This window comes from Shewanella dokdonensis (assembly GCF_018394335.1).
Lineage (GTDB): Bacteria > Pseudomonadota > Gammaproteobacteria > Enterobacterales > Shewanellaceae > Shewanella > Shewanella dokdonensis.
In genome coordinates this window covers 2,675,535-2,694,433 of record NZ_CP074572.1, presented here as the reverse complement: position 1 = coordinate 2,694,433, position 18,899 = coordinate 2,675,535, and the positions used below count along the sequence as shown (strand labels likewise).

The window sequence follows — 18,899 nt, the reverse complement described above, 5'->3', positions numbered from 1 at the left end:
TTGCGCTAACACCTGACATTAACTAAAAAACAGGCTCCATAAGGAGCCTGTTATCACGAGTACACGTTTATTTTATTGGTGCTTAAGATCCGTTTCGAACAACCGCAGGATACGGCGGTATTCATCCAGCCAACTGGATGGCTGACGGAAACCATGATGCTCGACCGGATAGTAAGCCATATCGAAGTGCGGGTTCTCTAACTCAATCAGATGCTGCACCATGCGCACGCTGTCCTGGAAGAACACATTATCGTCTTCAATCCCGCCCAATATGAGCAGATGATTTTTCAGCCCTTGCGCGTGTTCAATCGGCGAACTGCGGCTATAAGCTAGCGGATCATCATCGGGAGTGTTGAGGATATTGGAGGTGTAAGGCGCGTTGTAATGTGCCCAGTCGGCCACGGGTCTTAATGCCGCACCACATTGAAATAGATCCGGTGTAGTAAACAGCGACATAAAGGTCAGGAAGCCGCCGTAGGAACCACCGTAAGTGCCGACCCGTTTGGTATCAATATTGGCATGTTGTGCCATCCAGGCGACACCATCTTTAAGATCGTCAACTTCTGGGTGCCCCATATTGCGATAAATGGCAGTACGCCAGTCACGCCCATAGCCTTTAGAGCCTCGGTAGTCCATGTCCAGCACCACATAACCGCGCTGCGCCAACAAATTGTTGAACATGAACTCACGGAAGTAGTCGGAGAAACCATAATGCACTTCTTGCAGATAACCGGCGCCGTGGTTGAAAATCACCGCCGGGTATTTATCTGCCCGTTTAGCATCAAAGCCTTGTGGCAGATACAATCTTGCATAGACTTTACCAGCGCCATGACTGGAAGGAACTTCAATAATCTGTGGCGCTTGCCACGGATAGTCGGTAAACGCTTTACTGGTGTAATGTGTCAGCTGTTTTAGCTCACCGCCTATGGGTTGCAGATACAACTCTTCTGGGTGTGTCAGCGCTGAGGCCGTCAGCAGTAAGGCATCGCCCTTGGGACTCAATTGGTAATCCAACGTGCCCGTCCAGTGTGTCAGCTGCTCATCTTTACCGCTGTGCAGATTTACCCGGTAAATATTGTACTTGCCGGGATGTGCCTTATTGGCTTTGTAATATATGTACTGGCTGTCAGGGCTCAAGGTGATGTCGCTCACCACAAATTTACCTTGGGTAAGTGCCTGTTCCTTGCCGCCTAGAGGTTTCAGGTAAAGCTGAGAATACCCTGATTTTTCAGATAAATAATACAAGGTATCGGTGCCTGGCAACCAGCCATATTGATTGTGGTCATAGTTGATCCAGGCATCATCGTGCAGACGATCTTGGGTGTGAAACTGCCCTTTATTGAGATCGACGGTAGCCAGCCAGCGATCCTTGTTGTCGGTGGCTTCCAGCATCACCGCCAGGGTATTTTTATCGGTATGCCATTGAATGGCGCTTTGGTTCCAGCCCCAATCTTCCAGCACGCGGATATCACGTACTTTTTCTCGCTCTTATAATCCTTACCCTGGGCTTTGGCATTTTCTGCCTTCACCGCTGCCAACACATCCTCGTTATAGCCGTTTAGGCCTTCAAGCGTCACATCTTTCTGGCTGTGTGACTTAAGATCCAGCACGACAAATCGCTGTCCCGGCAGTTTATCTTCTGCCACCCGCGCGCGCACCGGCACCATACCGATATGGCCTTGAGGATCAAGATAATTAGGCATTACATCAGCATCAGTACGCCCTTGATAACTTTTATCCTGCAGCACTAAAAACAGATAGCGGCCATCGGGTGACACACTCAACTCTGCCAAGGTATCTTTTTCGCCCAGATAAAACGGCTTGGTCACCAATGTAGGATCTTGCTGTTGCAGTTGCTCTTGGTATTGTTCCAGCGCCTTAGCATTATCATGCTGTTTGGCGACGAATTTGATCAAACGCTGATTCTGTTTTGCCAAGAAAGTATCTGGGTCTTTCACGCCTTCGGGAGCCTTAGCAAACTGGATATTTGCCAGTTGTTCCACCATCCCGGAATCTTGGTGAATACGAAATACTTGGGCGCCCTGCCAGTACACTAAGTCACCGTTAGTGAGAAAACGTACGCCGTCTATGCTATTGCTTTGGCGAGTCAACTGCGTAATCTTGCCGCTATCAAGCTGCTTCACAAACAGGTTGTGCTGGTAAATATAGGCCTTACGGCTTTTATCCTCACTGAGTACGCCATCGCGCTGCGATGCCAGATGCAATTCACTGAGTTTCAGCTCTTTTGTCACCCCATCCGCAATTCCAAGACGATAATAGTTACGTAGAGGTGAGGCACTTGGCTGCCGATAAAACAGCGCCGATTTACCATCATCGCTCCAGTAAGCACCGGCAGCACTGACCCCCATCCAATCTGGATCAGCCATGATCTGTTCCAGTGTCAGCGCGCTATCGGCGCTAGGAGGCGCCAACAGCGGTTGGCTGACAACCGTATTAACCACCGGCACTGGCGCAGCCGTCTGAGTGGCCGCGCAGCCACTGAGTACTGCCAAGGTCAAGGCACTGAGCCCTAAATGACGCACGAGGGTTTTCATTCGCATTCCTTTTATTGTGAGATTTTCCGGCATAGGCAACCGGAGCAGGACTTGTTAACCAGGCCTGTTATACCATATCGAAGACGGTGAGTGAGCGCCGTGCGCGGGGAAACTTGTAAAGGCTTGTTAGCGAGCCGCATCATCCCGAGCCGCCACGGCTAAAAAATTTGCCAGCAACTCGTGCCCCTGCTGGGTCATAATCGATTCTGGATGAAATTGCACACCAAACAGCGCCTGCTGTGGATGACTGATCGCCATGATTTCCTGCCCCCACTGCGGGTCATCACACCAAGCATCCAGGGCAAAACCTGCAGGCAATGACTCCACCAGCAACGAGTGATAACGGGTTACCGTGAGCGGTTGCGCTAGCCCCTGAAACAAGCGTTGCCCATTGTGCTGAATAGTGGATGTTTTACCATGCATCACCCGTTTGGCTCGCACAACCTTTGCGCCAAACACCTGCGCAATGGCTTGATGACCAAGACAAACCCCCAGCAACGGAATTTTCCCCGCCAGTTGTTCAATTAATGCCAGAGAAATGCCCGCATCGTCAGGCGTGCAAGGGCCAGGAGAGATCACCAGCCGCGTTGGTTGCAATGCTAATGCCTCAGCCACAGTGAGTGCATCATTGCGATACACCACGGGGCGGCCCCTAACTGCTGAAAATACTGCACCAAGTTGTACGTGAATGAATCGTAATTATCGATAACCAGTAACATTTTAAATATAACAAATTGATTTTAAATGGATTAAATGTTTGAACAGCCATCATGTCTGTGACTGATAACAAACGGAGAGCAGTCGGCTTATTTATGCGGCGGTAATATTGTGCCAAGCCGGCCCGACTTGCGACTCAGGTGCAGCGAGTTGGAGGGCCGATCATAGCCAACAACCGGCGGTAAGTCAGCCACCAATGGTACTTGTCTTTACTACCGCAACGTCCATCCGCACCTTGGTAACGGCGGCAGGGTTGGCCGCACCACATGCCAGCAGAATTGACCGCTATCGACAGCCAGCAACATTAAGCCGCTTAACCTGCGCGAATACACCAGCGATAACCACAGCAGTTGGCTCAATGGCACAATTTTTCACCGAACATCACATAATTTTCACAGTTTGTTTGTAATTGATAATCAATATCATTTATATTTGCGCAAAATTCATGTTTAACTACGCCATGAGGCATTAAGGCTTATGTTCAAACTCAATACCATTACCGCAACCCTTCTGCTTTCAACCGCCATAGTGAGTACCTTTGCTAACGCCGATAGTGCAGATACAGACATTGAACGCATCAGTATTACGGGCACCCGTGACAATCGCGTTAGCGCCGGAGCCACAGGTCTGATGTTGGGGATACAAGATACACCTCAGTCCATCAGCTTGATTGATAACGATACTATGTCACTGTTTGGTGCCGATAATATCAATGATGCCTTGGATTTAGTTACCGGGGTGAGTGTTGAGCGTTGGGAAACCAACCGTACCAATTACCTGTCACGTGGATTTGAAATTAAAAGCACCCAGATTGATGGCGTAGGACTGCCCAATAGCTGGGGCATAGTGCAAGGTCAGGTCGACACCTATGGCTATGAACAAATTGAAGTGATCCGTGGCGCTAATGGCCTGTTAACCGGCGTAGGTAACAGTTCCGGCACTATCAACTATATTCGGAAACGTCCCACCAACGAACGCCAGGGGCAGATTGGCGTCAGTATAGGTTCTTATGCAAATTATCGCATCCAGGCAGACTACTCCACACCACTCACAGAAGACAAATCCTGGGCTGGCCGTGCGGTAGTTGCCGCAGAAAGCGCAAACTCTTATCTACGCGGCTATTCGTCTGATCGCCGCTACGCATACGGCACTGTAGATGGTCAATTAACGGAAAACAGCGATATTGCTTTCGGGTTCTCTTACCAGCGTGATAATACCGACGGCGCCATGTGGGGCGGCCTGACATTAGTCAACGCTGACGGCACTATGGCAGAGTTTGATGTCAGCGCCTCAACCGCCCAGGACTGGACGTACTGGGACACTGAAAATCTCAATGGATTCATTGAGTATAACTATCAACTATCCGCCGATTGGCAGCTGCAATTAAGCTACAACTATCGTGAAGCTAACACCGATAGCAAACTGCTGTTTGCCTATAGCTACACCGGACTAGATACAGAAACGGGGGAAGGTTTAGTGGGCTGGCCGGGGCGTTATCCAAGTAAAGGCAATGCCAATATCTTTGAAGCCAAAGTCACCGGATATTTTGATCTGTTTGGTTTTGAACACCAACTGCTGGCGGGTGCCTCCCGCGCCAAAAATACCAATGATGAGTATTACTACGAGGTAGATGCCGCCGAACCCGCCTTTGGCACATTACCCGCATTTCCTTACGACTTTGATTCAATCCCCGAACCTCAGTGGGGCGCCAAGGCGCTTGATACAACCACCGAAGACACACTTACCCGTTATTTTGTGGCAACACAGCTGAACTTCGGTGACTGGGGCTTTACCTTGGGGGCAAACGCCATTGAATATGAGCGCCATTCAACCTCGTTGGCAACCGCGTTGGATGAATCAGAGCTCAGTCCTTACGCCGGTATCGCCTACCATGTGACCCCCGACATTATGCTGTATACCAGCTATTCCGATATCTACGAACCACAAGATTACTACGATGAGCATGGTGATTTTCTAGCACCAACGAAAGGCGAGAACTACGAAGCTGGGATTAAAACCAGTTGGTTAGACAAACGCTTAGCGGCCAATTTTGCGGTGTTTAAAGCCAAACAGATAGGCTTAGGGATTTACGCGGGTCTGAATATGGAAACTGGCCAGTACTACTATGTGGGAGCCGATACTTACTCCGAAGGTGCCGAGCTGGAAATCACAGGCAAGCTTGATGAGCAAACCGTTGTCAATCTTGGTCTGACTTACACCGATATTGAAGATGAAGCGGGTGCCAGAAGCCACGCTTGGGTACCGCATACCGTGGTGAATTTTTCACTGCGTCACACCTTAGACGCACTACCACAATTGACATTTGGCCTGGCAGGTAAGTGGCAGAGTAAAACCTCCAAAGTAGAAAGCTACACCGGTTACACTGTGACCCAAGACAGCTATGCCAAACTCAACCTATTTGCCGCCTGGGAAGTGTCTGATAACGCTACGCTGCGTTTCAACGTTGATAACCTGACGGACAAGAAATACATCAGCAGCTTATGGGAAATCGGTTACTACGGTGCGCCACGCGAATATAAACTGAGCTTTGATTACCGTTTCTAAAATGAACAGTTATCACCCGGCAAGTATTTTGGCTACCGGGTGATAACCATCAAGTATGATCAAAATCAACTCAGGTAATAACATGTAAATTATATCTATGTATATTCAATATGATAACGATACATATAGATTTAAAATTAAAACAAATAATACTTTCATAATAATAATGTGATCCATCCGCTAGCAGCGGTATGACTTTTTAGAGAAAAATAACACCCAAGATTTTAAGCCATTTAACCAGAGACCATGGCTAAATTAATAACGTACATTTTTCTCTCATACTGCTTTTGGTTACTTATGGTTGTACCCAACCACCCGCCGCCGATCGCCTAACGATTAGCGGGCCATTTGAACCCATCAGTCTCGATCTCGCCAAAGCTGGCTACATCTTCAGTCGCTTACAGATTGTTGAAACGCTGGTAGATATCGATAACCAAGGTCAGTTACAAGCAGGGTTGGCAACTGCCTGGGACAGTAATCCGGATGCCAGCGTCTGGCGTTTTCACTTGAGAACCGATGTCAGCTTCCACAATGGTTCACCGCTGGACGCCAACGCCGTGGTAACAAGCTTGCGGATTGCCCTCAACAAACCCGCACCTTTTGATCAGCAAATCATCGCCAATGTTAAGGCTGTTGACGCCCATACGGTCGAGTTCCAGCTACACAGCAGTTATCGCCCATTTGCTGCGATCCTGACCAACTACACCACGGCCATTCTGGCTCCAGCATCATTTGGCAGCAACGACAGGATTGTCAGTTTAATTGGCACTGGGCCTTACCAACTGACAGAGTTTGACCCGCCCCACATGGTCAGCGTCAGCCGCTTTGATGGCTATTATGGTGCTAAAGCCTATATTCCTTACGTTGACTACATTACTGGACATCGTTCTGAAAGCCGGGCGCTGATGGTACAAGGTGGCAGTGCTGATATTGTTTACAATCTCGATCCCGCCAGCGTGCAGCTGTTACAACAGACAGCCAACGTCAAGGTCAACACCACGCCCATTCCCCGCACTATTCTTATCAAACTCAACTTGGCCGATCCGCTATTAGACTCGGTCAAAGTACGCCAGGCATTGAGTCTGGCGCTTGATCGCCAAGGCATTGCCGAAGGCATCATGCATCAACCGGGAGTAGAAGCTAACCAACTATTCGGGCCAGCGATGGGCATTTGGCACGTCAATTCCCTGCCGCCACCAAGGCTCAATCTCGACCGTGCACGCGCCCTGATGGCTGAAGCTGGTTGGCAGCCCGATAGCACCGGCATACTGCAAAAACAGGGCAAGCGCTTTACCCTGAGTATGGTGACATATGCCAATCGGCCAGAACTGATTGTGATTGCCACCGCTATCCAAGCCCAGTGGGCTCGGCTTGGGGTCGCCTTGGATGTGCAGATGGAAAATGCCAGTGCCATCCCGTTAGGCCACGTTGAAGGTTCACTACAAACTGCGCTGATGGCGCGTAATTTTGCCAATATTCCCGATCCGCTAACGGTACTGCTGGCTGATTTCAGCTCTCCGGCTGGAGGGGATTGGGGGCCAATGCACTGGCAAGACCCAGCATTTTTCGCCCAGCTTAAGCAAACCACACAAGCCACTGGTGCTGCCTATCAGCAAGATGTACAGCAACTCAGTCGCCATCTGGCCCAAAGCTTACCCATGATCCCGGTGCTGTATTACGTACAACAGTCAGCGGTGGCTGATCGAGTGCACGGTTTCAGTTTCGATCCCTACGAACGCTCGTTCCGCATCACGGATATGGTGTTGCAGCCATGAAAAACATCCTGATAAAACGCCTGCTGCAACTGTTGATGATGGTGTGGAGTGTCGGCAGTATCACCTTTGTACTGAGCCGCATGTTGCCAGGCGATATGGCATACCGCATCGCCGCCGGGCGCTATGGCGATGATGCAGTAAGCGCGGCGGCGGCCAATGCCGTGCGGCAAGAGTTAGGGCTGAATGATCCCGTGTGGCTGCAATATCTGCATTGGCTCGGTGAATTACTGCAATGCAATCTAGGCACCAGTCTGGTGAGTGGCAATCCAATCACGGCCGAGTTACAGCATCAGTTGGGTTACACCTTGCTGCTGGCCGCTGCCGCCATGTTTTTGTCGGCCGTCATTGCCATACCGTTAGGGTTGATTTGTGGTTTTCGGGCCAACAGCTGGCTCGATCGCGGCGGTTTACTGCTATCAACCTTGCTGCGCTCGCAGCCGGTATTCTGCTTGGGACTACTACTGATCTTGCTGTTTGCATTAAAACTTTCCTGGTTTCCAGTAGCAGGTTTTAACGCCTTAGCGCACCTATTCTTACCGGCATTAACGCTGGGGCTCAGTTTGGCGGCGCTCTCCAATCGCGTCATTCGCAACAGCACGTTGCGGGTGAGCCGTAGCGATTACTACCTGTTTGCCAAAATCAAAGGCTTAAGTGACTGGCAGACCTTTAAACGTCATGGCATCCGCAATATTGCCCTGCCTGTGGTTGCCTTCATGGGGATCCAACTCGTTGGACTCATTGAAGGGGTGATCATGGTCGAAAGCCTGTTTGCCTGGCCGGGGATCGGCCACGCCTTGTCACACGCCGTATTCTCCCGCGATATCCCGATGTTGCAGGGAACAGCACTCACCTGTGGGGTGCTGTTCGTGAGCATCAATACGCTAGTAGACGGCTGCTGTTATCTGTTGGATCCCAGGAGCAACCGCACATGCTAACACCTTTACCTAAGCTCAGTTATGGCCAATGGCTGGGGGCGGCAATTCTATCACTGCTACTGCTGTCGGCCTGGCTAGTGCCATTGTTAGGCCACCATCAACCGAACGTGCAGCATTTACAACACAGTTTTGCCCCTATCAGCACCGCACTGCCGCTGGGTTCCGATCAGTTTGGTCGCGATATGCTGGCGCGGTTGGCGGCTGCCGTCAGGTTGTCATTTGGACTGAGCCTGTTGTGTGTCACCTCTTCGGCGCTGATTGGCGTAGCCGCTGGCGTTATCGCCGCTTGGGGCGGTCGACGACTCGATGCTTTGATCAATTTTATTGCCAATACCGTAATGGCGTTGCCCGGACTAGTGCTGGTGTTGCTGATCGCCGGGATTGCGCCAGGCTCCTTTGCCATGCTGTATCTAGGCATTTCACTGACACTGTGGGTGGAATACTTCCGCGTGGTCAGAGCCAGTGTGCAACCGCTGCTCCAGGGGCCTGAGTTGCAGTCCTCTTTGATGCTGGGGTTTAGTCGCTGGTATCTGTTTCGGCGCCATATCTGGCCGGCCATTGCCAGCAATGTGCTAACACTGGCGGCATTTGGTGCCGCCACATCGGTACTGATGATGGCTTCCACCGGCTTTGTTTATGCCGGGCTTAAGCCACCTACAGCGGAACTTGGGCTGATGATCGTCGAACTATTCCCCTATTTTTCTGAAGCAAGTTGGGTGTTATTGCAGCCGCTATGTGTACTGCTGTTGATGGTACTGGGGTTTAATCTGCTGGCAGGACAAAAAGCATGAAGCCACTCATTACCATTAACGAATTAACGATTTGTGCCAGCACCACGACCTTGCTACATCCATTGTCGCTGAGCCTCCATCAAGGCGAACCACTGACGATTCTGGGGAAACCGGTTCCGGTAAAAGTCTGCTCGCACAGGCCATTATGGGCACCCTCCCCCCGAGCTGACGAGTCATGGCAGCATTGCCATCAATGGCCAGCCGCTTACGGCAACGCAACGGCGCAGCTTCTGGGGGCGTCAGCTAACCATGTTGCCACAGGAACCCTGGCAGTCACTGGATCCGGTCATGCCGAGTCTGCAACAGGTGGCCGAGGTCTATCATGAAGTATTAGCGCTCCCGGCAGCTCAGGCGCTGAAAACCGCCAAAGCCCAACTGACAGCACTGGGACTGAGCAACTGCCAGCAGCAGTTACCGTCACAGTTATCCGGCGGCATGGCACAACGCCTCGCCTTTGCTGCGGCAACCGCCGCCGGAGCCAGTATCGTCATCGCCGATGAGCCCACAAAAGGCTTAGATACCCGGCAGCGGGACAGCATAGTGCAGTTGTTGCAAACACAAACCCGCACAGGCGGACTACTGACCATTACCCACGATGTGGCGGTGGCGCAACAACTGGGTGGCCGCATTATGGTGATGCGTCAAGGTCAGGTGTTGGAGCAAGGTGCCGCAGCAGCGGTGCTGACACAGCCGACGCATCCTTATACCAAAGCGCTAATTGCCGCCGAGCCAAGTCACTGGCCGCCACTGACATCCAACAACCGCGGCGAACCCCTGCTAACCGTTCAGCAGTTGGCGCAGCAACGTCAAGGGAAAACGCTGTTTCGTGAGCTGTCATTTTCACTGCATCGCGGCGAAATCGTCGGGCTATTTGGTGACAGTGGCTGTGGTAAAAGCACCCTTGGCGATACGCTGCTGGGGTTGCTGCCCCCAGTGCTGGCAGCATTATCTGGCACACGCAAGTGCCAAGGCATCAGAAACTGAAACTCTATCAGGATCCGCCCAGCAGTTTTAGTGCCTCGGTATCGCTGCAAACCCTGCTCGATGACGTGCGGCAGCGGCACCATCTGACCTCGGCACCAATACCGCAATTACTATCACAGCTAGCGCTTGATCCTTCGCTGCTAAGGCGTAGCAGCCACAATGTCAGTGGCGGAGAACTACAACGGATTGCGTTACTGCGGGCGCTGTTACTGGCACCCAAATTGTTAGTTGCCGATGAACCAACATCAAGACTCGATCCCATCACCGCCAAACAGATCATTCAGCTGTTAGTGCACACTGCCCGCCAGCAGCAGTGTGCACTGCTGCTGATAAGTCACGATGAAATGCAACTTAGCAAAGTCTGCGACCACATTATCTACCTTCAGGATTATGCCCGTGAAAACGTTAATCGCCAGTTGGCGTGACCACACTTTATATGGCCAATTTACCGCACTCAGTAGCGCTTTATTGCTATGTTGCTGGCCCGGATGCAGCGCAGCAAATACTACCGAAGACAAGAATGCCGCAACTGCGGACACTAGCCAAAGCCGCGAGATTGAAAGGATTAGCGTGGTGTCACAACGCATGCCTTTTCGCGGTGATGTGCCGCTCAGCGCGCTGCCACAAGCCATTAATGTCATTACTAGCGACACGCTCAATGACCAAGGGCTCAGCGATTTTCAGAACACCATTGATTTAGCCAGTGGTATCTCCAGACAAAATACCTTAGGCGGATTATGGGACAGTTTTGCCATCCGTGGTTTTGCCGGGGATGAAAACCTTCCTGGCGGCTATCTCATCAACGGCTATAGCGCCGGGCGTGGCTACAGTGGCAAACGAGATACTGTGAATATCCAGAGCATCGAGGTGCTAAAAGGCCCAGGTTCAGCCTTATATGGTCGCAGTGAACCGGGTGGCACTATCAACATCATCACCAAAAAACCGCAGTTTTCACCCGCAGGTTATGTGCAGCTCTCGGCGGCGAGTTATGACCACTATCGAGCCGAAGCCGACTATACCAATGCTATAAATGAGCAACTGGCATTCCGGGTGAATGGCGCCTATGAAGATAACGGTAGTTTTCGCGACACGATTCATTCCAAGAAATGGTTTTTCTCGCCGTCAGTGGATTACCTTATCAACGACCGCAGTAAACTCAGTTATGAGTTGGAACTGCTGGATCAAAAGATCCCCTTCGACCGTGGCGTTGTGATCCAAGACAACCACTTCAAGCGGGCCAATATCCAGCGTTTCTATGGTGAACCTGCGGATGGGCCGATGCACGTGCAGGCTTCGGGGCACCAACTCACCTTGACCCATGAGCTAGGCTATAGCTGGCAACTGCTTGCAGGCCTAGGGTTTCGAGATTCGTCACTGGAAGGCTATTCTTCAGAAGCTGAACTTTCCAGCGCCAGACAACTGCTGTATCTGGATGGCACCACGCTGTCCAGACAACGGCGTTGGCGCGATTACGATGCCCAGGATCTGTCCGCCAAACTGGAAGTCAGCGGTGCCTTGCAGGCGCTGGTAACCCACCACATCTTATTGGGCGTTGACGGCTATCACTACCAATTGGACTCGCTGTTAAAACGCTGGCGAGTGACACCTGGAGACAATCGCTATAGCATAAACATCGAGCATCCCCGCTACGGCCAAACGGCCCCCGCACTGTCAATCACCAATGATGATCATGAAAAACAGCGGGCAACAGGTATTTATCTACAAGATCAACTTGACCTGTCCGCACGCTGGAAAGCGCTATTAGGTATGCGCTTTGATCACTTTGAGCAGCGGATTAACAGTAGCCTCACAGACCTCAGTACCCATCAGACGCAAAATACCCTTAATCCGCGCGCGGGGCTGGTATTCAAGCCGATGCTAACGTGAGCTTATATGTCAGTTATGCCGAAGGTTTCCGTCCTAATACAGGAACGGATGTGAACGGCATTGCGTTCGATCCAGAAAACAGTAAGTCTTGGGAAATCGGTACTAAATTTGCGCTATTTGACAACAACGTCAGCGGCACACTGGCGCTGTTTCGTGCCGAAAAATCTAATATTCTGGCAGCAGATCCCGTCAATACCGGTTACACCGCCGCCTTAGGCAAAGCCACCAGCAAGGGCATAGAGCTGGATCTTAATGCCTGGCTCACCGACAACACACAACTAGCGATTGCCTACGCCTACACCGATGCGGTCACCGCCAATGCCATTATCAATGCCGATTGGGGAGTGAATATCCCCAAAGGCAGCCCGCTCGTGAATATTCCCAAACATAAACTGAATCTGACCCTGACGCAGGACTTTGCATTATTTGGCCACAGTGCCAGAGCTGGCATTAACACCACCTATGTGGACCAACGCCTAGGCGACTCAGTGTCACCCGCTTACGAACTGCCGCAATACACCTTAGTGCGTATTTTTGCCACTCAGCACCTCGGGCAAAACTGGCAAGTGAATGCGTCAATCAACAACTTATTGGATAAGCGCTACTTTGTCAGTTCGTATGCCGCGCTATGGACACAACCTGGCGAGCCAAGAACGGCCACCATTAGCATCAAATATAACTTTTAAAACCCCCGTTCACAGACAATAGCAAAGCCGCCGCATCATCAGTCGGCGGCGGTTATTGACGCCGCGGCCAACATGACAGCGCTCATTGTTGTTTCACCATCGGGCAAAACCGCCATCCCTTGATTCGTAACTCAGCGCCAAACGGCAAGAGCCACGGCGGATCTTTATAGCGTATTGATGCGCCCATCCTTGCCAGACTGTTTTGCTCGTCCGCCAGTCATGAATCACTACCGCCATAAGACCTAACCAACACACTTTTGATACCTCAGATGCGATAACCCGGACAATGATCACAAATGATAATAATTATCATTAATATTTATTTAATATTGTGTATGATTTGCTCCTTGATAATTCAAGTGAATGAGCTGAATGCACATTTTGCTCTTTGATTGATTTGGATATGACCCCAGACGAAACAGGTAATGAAAGGAAAGTTCCGATGGATAAAACTTGTACTAAAACACCAGATGCTATGAGTCATCATTCTATTACATGCAAATGCCCCCATAAGCTTTCTCTTGTTTCGTTTGCCATTTCGCTATTGCTCAGCAGTAATCTGGCGGTTGGACAAGAGCCAGATAAGGAGCAACGGGAGGACAAAAAGAAAGATATTGAAGTGGTTCTGGTGGAAGGGAAATACATTGTTAATGATAAACTGGATACCGCTACCGGGTTAGGACTGACGCTACAGGAAACCCCACAGTCCGTCAGTATTATCACAGATCAACAGATTATTGATTTAGGACTGGGTTCACTCACCGATGTTATTAATAGTGCTGCCGGTGTTTCATCGCGAGCCTTTGACAGTTCCCGCAACTCCTTTTCCTCACGCGGTTTTGACATTGATAACTATCAAATTGATGGTATTCCGGTGAACTGGTCAGGAGGTTCAAGTGCAGGTGAAACCCAAACCGATACCGCACTTTATGAGCGAGTAGAAATTGTGCGTGGCGCCACCGGCTTGTTAACCGGTGCTGGGCAGCCGTCGGCATCAATCAACCTTGTCCGCAAACATGCCGATAGCGCAGTGTTTGATGGTTACGCCTCGGTCAGTGCCAGCCGTTGGAATACCTATCACGCGGAAGTAGATTTAAGTAATGCACTGAATGAATCCGGCTCCATTCGCGGCCGTACCGTTATGGTCTATGAAGACGGCGATTCTTACGTGGATTACGCCGGAAATAAAAAATCGGTGCTTTATGGGGTGGTGGATGCGGATATAACCGAGCAAACGCTGCTGAGCATCGGGGCCAGTTATCAAGATAACGATCCGACTGCATCACAATGGGGCGGCCTGCCGATTTTCTTTAGTGATGGCAGTCGTACCGATTGGGATCGCTCTAAAACCGTGGGGGCCAACTGGACCTCATGGGCAACCAAGCATAAAACCTACTTTGTAAATCTTAAACATCAATTCAATGACCATTGGGCCGCCCGCTTCAATTACAATCGCACGCAAAGTAGCTCAGATATGAAGCTGCTGTACCTGTATGGCTTACCAGACCGTGAAACCGGCATGGGGATGGGCGCAATGCCTGCCCGCTATGATAATAAACGCGTACAGGATGACTTTGGTGTCCGTTTAACCGGGCAATATGCACTCTTGGGGCGCGAGCACGAGCTGGTGTTGGGGAGCACCCACAGTAAGCAGGATTTTGATTACTACAATTACACTTACAGCAACGCGGCCGATGTGGGCAACTTTTTTGAATGGGATGGTAATTACGCGGAACCGAGTTGGGATAATCGTGCGCCTTATCAAGCGGAATCGACCAAGCAAACCGGATATTATTTAGCAACCAGGCTGTGGCTCACAGATGATTTCAAGGTCATTGCGGGAAGTCGTATCGCCGACTGGGAACGCGTTGATCATCTGGCAGATGACAGTTACGGCAACAATGGGGTGGTGGTGCCTTATTTTGGCGCGCTCTACGATTTGACGGAAAACTATACGCTGTACGCCAGTTACACCGAGATATTTCAACCGCAAAATGCCAAGGATGCCCAAGGCCGTTATCTTGATCCACTCACGGGCATTAACTACGAGGCCGGCGTTAAAAGTCAGTTTTTTGATGATGCCTTACATTTTACTGTCACGCTGTTTCGCACCGAGCAGGAAAATTACGCTGTCGAAGACACTGACTTTACCCCCACAAACGAACAACTCATTGCCTACCGAGCCGCCAAAGGTGTTACCAGTAAAGGCTTCGAGCTGGAGATGGTGGGCGATATCACCGACAACTGGAAAATCAGTGCTAACTATACCCAGTTTGACGCATCTGCAGAAAATGGCGATGGTGAATCCAATGCGGTAAACACGCGCTTTCCTAACAAACTATTCCGTTTATTTACGACCTACCACTGGCAAGGCTTAACTGTCGGCGGCGGTGTTAACTGGGAAGGTAAAAGCTATACCGATGTCACGAATGAAGGAAACGGAATGAACGAGCGCGTGACGCAAGGTGCTTATGCACTGGTAAATCTGATGGCGCGCTATGACATCAATTCGAATCTATCTGCACAGTTAAATATCGACAACCTGTTCGATAAAACCTATTACAGTCAGATAGGCTTCTATACCCAACTTGCCTACGCCGAGCCAAGGAATGTGACCTTGTCGCTCAAGTACAAGTTTTAACGGTTGATAATGCGCAGCTCGCTTTCTGACTGTGGGTAACCCATCCAGTGCGTCCAAGCATCAGATAGCGAACCGCAATGTGATGATAGTGATGGTGATTAAGTTAGGTTAATCACCATTCACGTCGAGATATTGGTGTTACTGCGGTAGCAGATTTGACAGGTTGCTCTTGTTTATCAGAGCCACCATAAATACCTCAAAGCGTATGTAAAAAGCGCTCTGGTCGTGGCAGATAGTAGTTATCGTAGTTCAGTGACATCACCACACTGCGGCTACGTCCAACAATCTCCTGTCGCGGCACAAAACCGATGACCCGAGAATCAGCACTGTTATCGCGGTTATCACCGAGTGCCAGATAATAGCCAGCTGGCACAGTCACCGCCGGAAAGCTAGAAAGTGTCGAGCCATTATTGTGAATGCGAATAAGATGTTTGATGCCCGCCAAGTCTTCTTGCACATCAGTGGTGTGGTTATCACCATTGAGCGCCTGATAACTGAGCGCCTTACCGTTAAGGTACACGCGGTTATGATCCATCGCGACTACATCCCCGGAATGGCAACCACGCGCTTAACCAGCTTTTTACCCGCGGCCGCCGAGTCAAACACAATAATGTCGCCACGCTGCGGGTCGGCCAGTTTTACCAGCGAGATATGGGTAAAGGGTAAACGGATATCATAAGCCGCTTTGTCCACCAGAATCCTATCACCCTCAACAATGGTGGGTTTCATTGAACCAGTAGGCACGGTATTCCAGTCAGCCACCGCGCTACGGAACACCGACATCAGCAAAATAAACAGCAGTAACGAGCGATTCTCGCGTAGCAATTTACCGACAAAATTGCGCATAGTGTAGTTCCTTCTGTCAATTGGCAGGCAGTACCATTAACGGTTGTTGAAGTGTCTGACCATTGGCTCGTGGCTGGGTTCAATCTGGCCTAGGATAAACTGTCTAGTGGCTGCCCCAAGCGGCAAGACAACTCGTGACACAACTGCTGGCGTTGGCGTTTAGACAAGCACAAGTAACCAAATTCCACCACACTGCCATCACCGAGTTTAAGTTGAAACTTTCGCGGCCAGAACAACCCCTGCTCGATGCGGTACGCTCGCAGTTCCGACCAGGCAATAAACTGCGACTCACCATAGTGGATAATACAGATACCGGCATTATCCAGACGCACGCCAAACTCTATCAGCTTGCCATCACCGCGGTTAAACAGCATCAGCCAGAGCGTGATGACGCCAAACAACACCAGCATGCTGGCTGCTGGAAGCACCCATGCTAGCAACAAAGACAGCGGATAATGCCAACACACGACAGTCACTGCCCCGAATAACATTAGCCAGAACTTTTCCAGCAGCCATGCACCGCGATAACAGATATTTTGCCAACGCGACTGCACCAGTAAGATTTCAGCTCCTAGCGTCTTTGACGGCACAGTAGTTAACATGGTATCGACTCCCTGATATTTTGTGCTGTAACAGCTTCTCTTGCTTAAACTATCGCTTCAATAGAAGAGATTCAATATGTTAGTTAATACCGATTCAATAATTGACGTGCAATCTGCTACAGTAGGCAGCAGTTACGACATCCACATTTTTAAGGAAAGAAAATGAGTTCTCTGCTCGTGTTAGTCATTTTGCTTGCAGCAGCAGTGCTGGCAGTTATCGTGATCCACAATAGTATTATTGGCCGTTATAACGCCACGCAGCGCGCCTGGAGCGATGTCATTGCGCAAGAGCGGCAAAAGAACAAGATCCTGCCATCGCTGGAGCAAGTGGCGGCGCAGTACAGTGAATATGAAAAAGGCTTGCTAGAAAAAGTCACCGCACTGCGCAGTGCCTTGGCAGCGCTTTCCAGCGACACCATCGACACTAAAAGCTTGGCTAAGGCTGAAGGCCATATGAGCGAGGTAGTTAAGGGCTTGAATATTGCTGTTGAGGCCTACCCGGAGTTAAAAGCCAATGAACTGTTCAGCAAACTGATGCATGAAATCACCGAGCAGCAAGAAAACATCGGCGCGGCAGTACGCATCTTCAACCGTAATGTTGAACTATTCAACACCGGTATTGAGGTGTTTCCCAACAGCATGATAAACAACATGTTTACGCACAAGCATCGGCTGGACACATTCGATGACAGCGAAGCATCAGCCGGATTCGAATATAAGCCCAACTTCTAATGGCATAACCGTGAACCACTGTCTTATGGCCAGCACCGTGCTGGCCAGTGTTTATCTCATCAGCAGGATAGGGCCACATGCCTGACAGATAGCCGTAATGACCACATCCAATAACCAAAAAATCGATCAGTTGCTGCGGCACATGAAGCAATCTCTCGCTGGCGTTCATGATGAAACCGGCCTGTATGCCTTGCTGCAACCCGCGTTGAATTTTCACGGGCCAATCCGTTACAACAATCGCTGGCCCTGGAGCATGACGCTTGGCGGACTGCTGCTCATTCTGCTGCTATGGCTGCTGGACAGTGGTCAGCTCAATGCCTTGCCGCCTGAAATGTTGAATAGCCTGTGGTGGCTCATTCGTCCACTATATCAGCTCCCCTTTGGCCCTTGGTCGCCATTTGTACTGCTAACGGTTATTGGCACCTGGTTGTTGCTCTCCCGCTATCAACGGCTCAAGGGACTGGTCGATGCCATCTGGCATAAAAATCTATTGTTGGATAATCAGTTACAAGAATTATCCTGTCAGCCAGAAACCAAAGCCCGTGAATTTGAGCGGCGTTTTTGTGAGTTCAATCGCGGCAACCATAAGCGCAGCATTGACTGGTTATGCCAAGGGCATTACCAGGGCGAACAGCATCAGTTTGACTATCAGCTGTTCGATTTTCATTACGTGGATAAACACACCACTACCACAACGGATAGCAAAGGCCGCAGCCACACCCGTACCACCTACACGCATTACCACCGATATGGCGTCATAATGTCCTTTGGTTTTACCCGCGATCTCAACATCCTCGGTTACAGCAATAGTGGCCAACGCGGCATAAAATGGGAACCAGCATCACTGGACTTTCGCAAACAATTCAAAGTGTTGGCCGGATCAGAAATGACAGCTGCCAAATTTTTCAAACCCGCCGTGGTCGAACAACTTCAGCAGTTGGGGCAAAAACTGCGCAAGCTCAATCTGGAGTTCAACTCACAAGCCGAGTTATGTCTAACAGTGGCCGACAGCGATTTTGCCAATGTCCCCTGCCCGCTGGGGCTTGAAGACGCGCAGGCATTTCTCAGCTTACTGCAACAGCAGACCCGTCTGGTAAAACTGGATGCGGCACTGCACACAATCCATCAATTACTGGTGTATAACGACAATAACTTCTGACGGTACATCGCACAAAAAAGCACA

The 18,899-nt window shown here is 50.4% G+C and carries 8 protein-coding genes and 5 pseudogenes; 9 read left to right on the top strand and 4 right to left on the bottom strand.

The annotated features are described in order from the left end of the window. Window positions 1-72: 72 nt before the first annotated feature. Together KHX94_RS13005 and KHX94_RS13000 are read right to left on the bottom strand one after the other, a co-directional pair. Window positions 73-2,555 (bottom strand): annotated as a pseudogene (locus KHX94_RS13005) (S9 family peptidase). A gap of 126 nt (window positions 2,556-2,681) precedes the next feature. After that, window positions 2,682-3,274, bottom strand: a pseudogene (locus tag KHX94_RS13000) (anthranilate synthase component II). Between the two features lie 475 nt (window positions 3,275-3,749). On the opposite strand from KHX94_RS13000, the gene KHX94_RS12995 reads away from it, so the two are divergent. The 7 genes and pseudogenes from KHX94_RS12995 (at window position 3,750) to KHX94_RS12960 (ending at window position 15,536) form a co-directional block, all read left to right on the top strand. Further along, window positions 3,750-5,837, top strand: a complete 2,088-nt coding sequence (locus tag KHX94_RS12995; protein ID WP_213680978.1) for a TonB-dependent siderophore receptor — start codon at window positions 3,750-3,752, stop codon at window positions 5,835-5,837. A 287-nt stretch (window positions 5,838-6,124) separates the two neighbouring features. Next, entirely contained in the window at window positions 6,125-7,612 is a 1,488-nt protein-coding gene (locus KHX94_RS12990; protein ID WP_213680977.1) for an ABC transporter substrate-binding protein, read from the top strand. Next, window positions 7,609-8,547 carry an ABC transporter permease gene (locus KHX94_RS12985; protein ID WP_213680976.1) on the top strand — a complete coding sequence of 313 codons (939 nt, stop codon included), beginning with the start codon at window positions 7,609-7,611 and terminating at the stop codon, window positions 8,545-8,547. The genes KHX94_RS12990 and KHX94_RS12985 overlap by 4 nt, the downstream gene beginning before the upstream one ends. Further along, entirely contained in the window at window positions 8,541-9,338 is a 798-nt protein-coding gene (locus tag KHX94_RS12980; protein ID WP_213680975.1) for an ABC transporter permease, read from the top strand. Before KHX94_RS12985 ends, KHX94_RS12980 begins: the two co-directional genes overlap by 7 nt. Before the next feature lie 165 nt (window positions 9,339-9,503). Next, window positions 9,504-10,747, top strand: a pseudogene (locus KHX94_RS20570) (ATP-binding cassette domain-containing protein). Next, window positions 10,662-12,895, top strand: a pseudogene (locus KHX94_RS21495) (TonB-dependent siderophore receptor). Before KHX94_RS20570 ends, KHX94_RS21495 begins: the two co-directional pseudogenes overlap by 86 nt. Before the next feature lie 442 nt (window positions 12,896-13,337). Next, window positions 13,338-15,536, top strand: coding sequence for a TonB-dependent siderophore receptor (locus KHX94_RS12960; protein ID WP_244859143.1), 2,199 nt, complete (start codon window positions 13,338-13,340; stop codon window positions 15,534-15,536). Between the two features lie 196 nt (window positions 15,537-15,732). Here KHX94_RS12960 and lepB read toward each other — a convergent pair. Then, a pseudogene (gene lepB / locus KHX94_RS12955) lies at window positions 15,733-16,382 on the bottom strand (signal peptidase I). 89 nt (window positions 16,383-16,471) lie between these two features. Next, window positions 16,472-16,984, bottom strand: coding sequence for a hypothetical protein (locus KHX94_RS12950; protein WP_213680972.1), 513 nt, complete (start codon window positions 16,982-16,984; stop codon window positions 16,472-16,474). Between the two features lie 162 nt (window positions 16,985-17,146). On the opposite strand from KHX94_RS12950, the gene KHX94_RS12945 reads away from it, so the two are divergent. After that, a complete protein-coding gene (locus KHX94_RS12945; protein WP_213680971.1) occupies window positions 17,147-17,716 on the top strand; it encodes a LemA family protein in 570 nt (189 codons plus the stop codon). Between the two features lie 97 nt (window positions 17,717-17,813). After that, window positions 17,814-18,875, top strand: coding sequence for a hypothetical protein (locus KHX94_RS12940; protein WP_213680970.1), 1,062 nt, complete (start codon window positions 17,814-17,816; stop codon window positions 18,873-18,875). Window positions 18,876-18,899: the final 24 nt, after the last annotated feature.

What these genes read in the sequence shown, in the direction of transcription:
- KHX94_RS12995 (WP_213680978.1), top strand. Translation starts at nt 3,750, where the DNA reads ATGTTCAAACTCAATACCATTACCGCAACCCTTCTGCTTTCAACCGCC.
- KHX94_RS12985 (WP_213680976.1), top strand. Translation starts at nt 7,609, where the DNA reads ATGAAAAACATCCTGATAAAACGCCTGCTGCAACTGTTGATGATGGTG.
- KHX94_RS12980 (WP_213680975.1), top strand. Translation starts at nt 8,541, where the DNA reads ATGCTAACACCTTTACCTAAGCTCAGTTATGGCCAATGGCTGGGGGCG.
- KHX94_RS12960 (WP_244859143.1), top strand. Translation starts at nt 13,338, where the DNA reads ATGGATAAAACTTGTACTAAAACACCAGATGCTATGAGTCATCATTCT.
- KHX94_RS12950 (WP_213680972.1), bottom strand. Translation starts at nt 16,984, where the DNA reads ATGTTAACTACTGTGCCGTCAAAGACGCTAGGAGCTGAAATCTTACTG.
- KHX94_RS12945 (WP_213680971.1), top strand. Translation starts at nt 17,147, where the DNA reads ATGAGTTCTCTGCTCGTGTTAGTCATTTTGCTTGCAGCAGCAGTGCTG.
- KHX94_RS12940 (WP_213680970.1), top strand. Translation starts at nt 17,814, where the DNA reads ATGACCACATCCAATAACCAAAAAATCGATCAGTTGCTGCGGCACATG.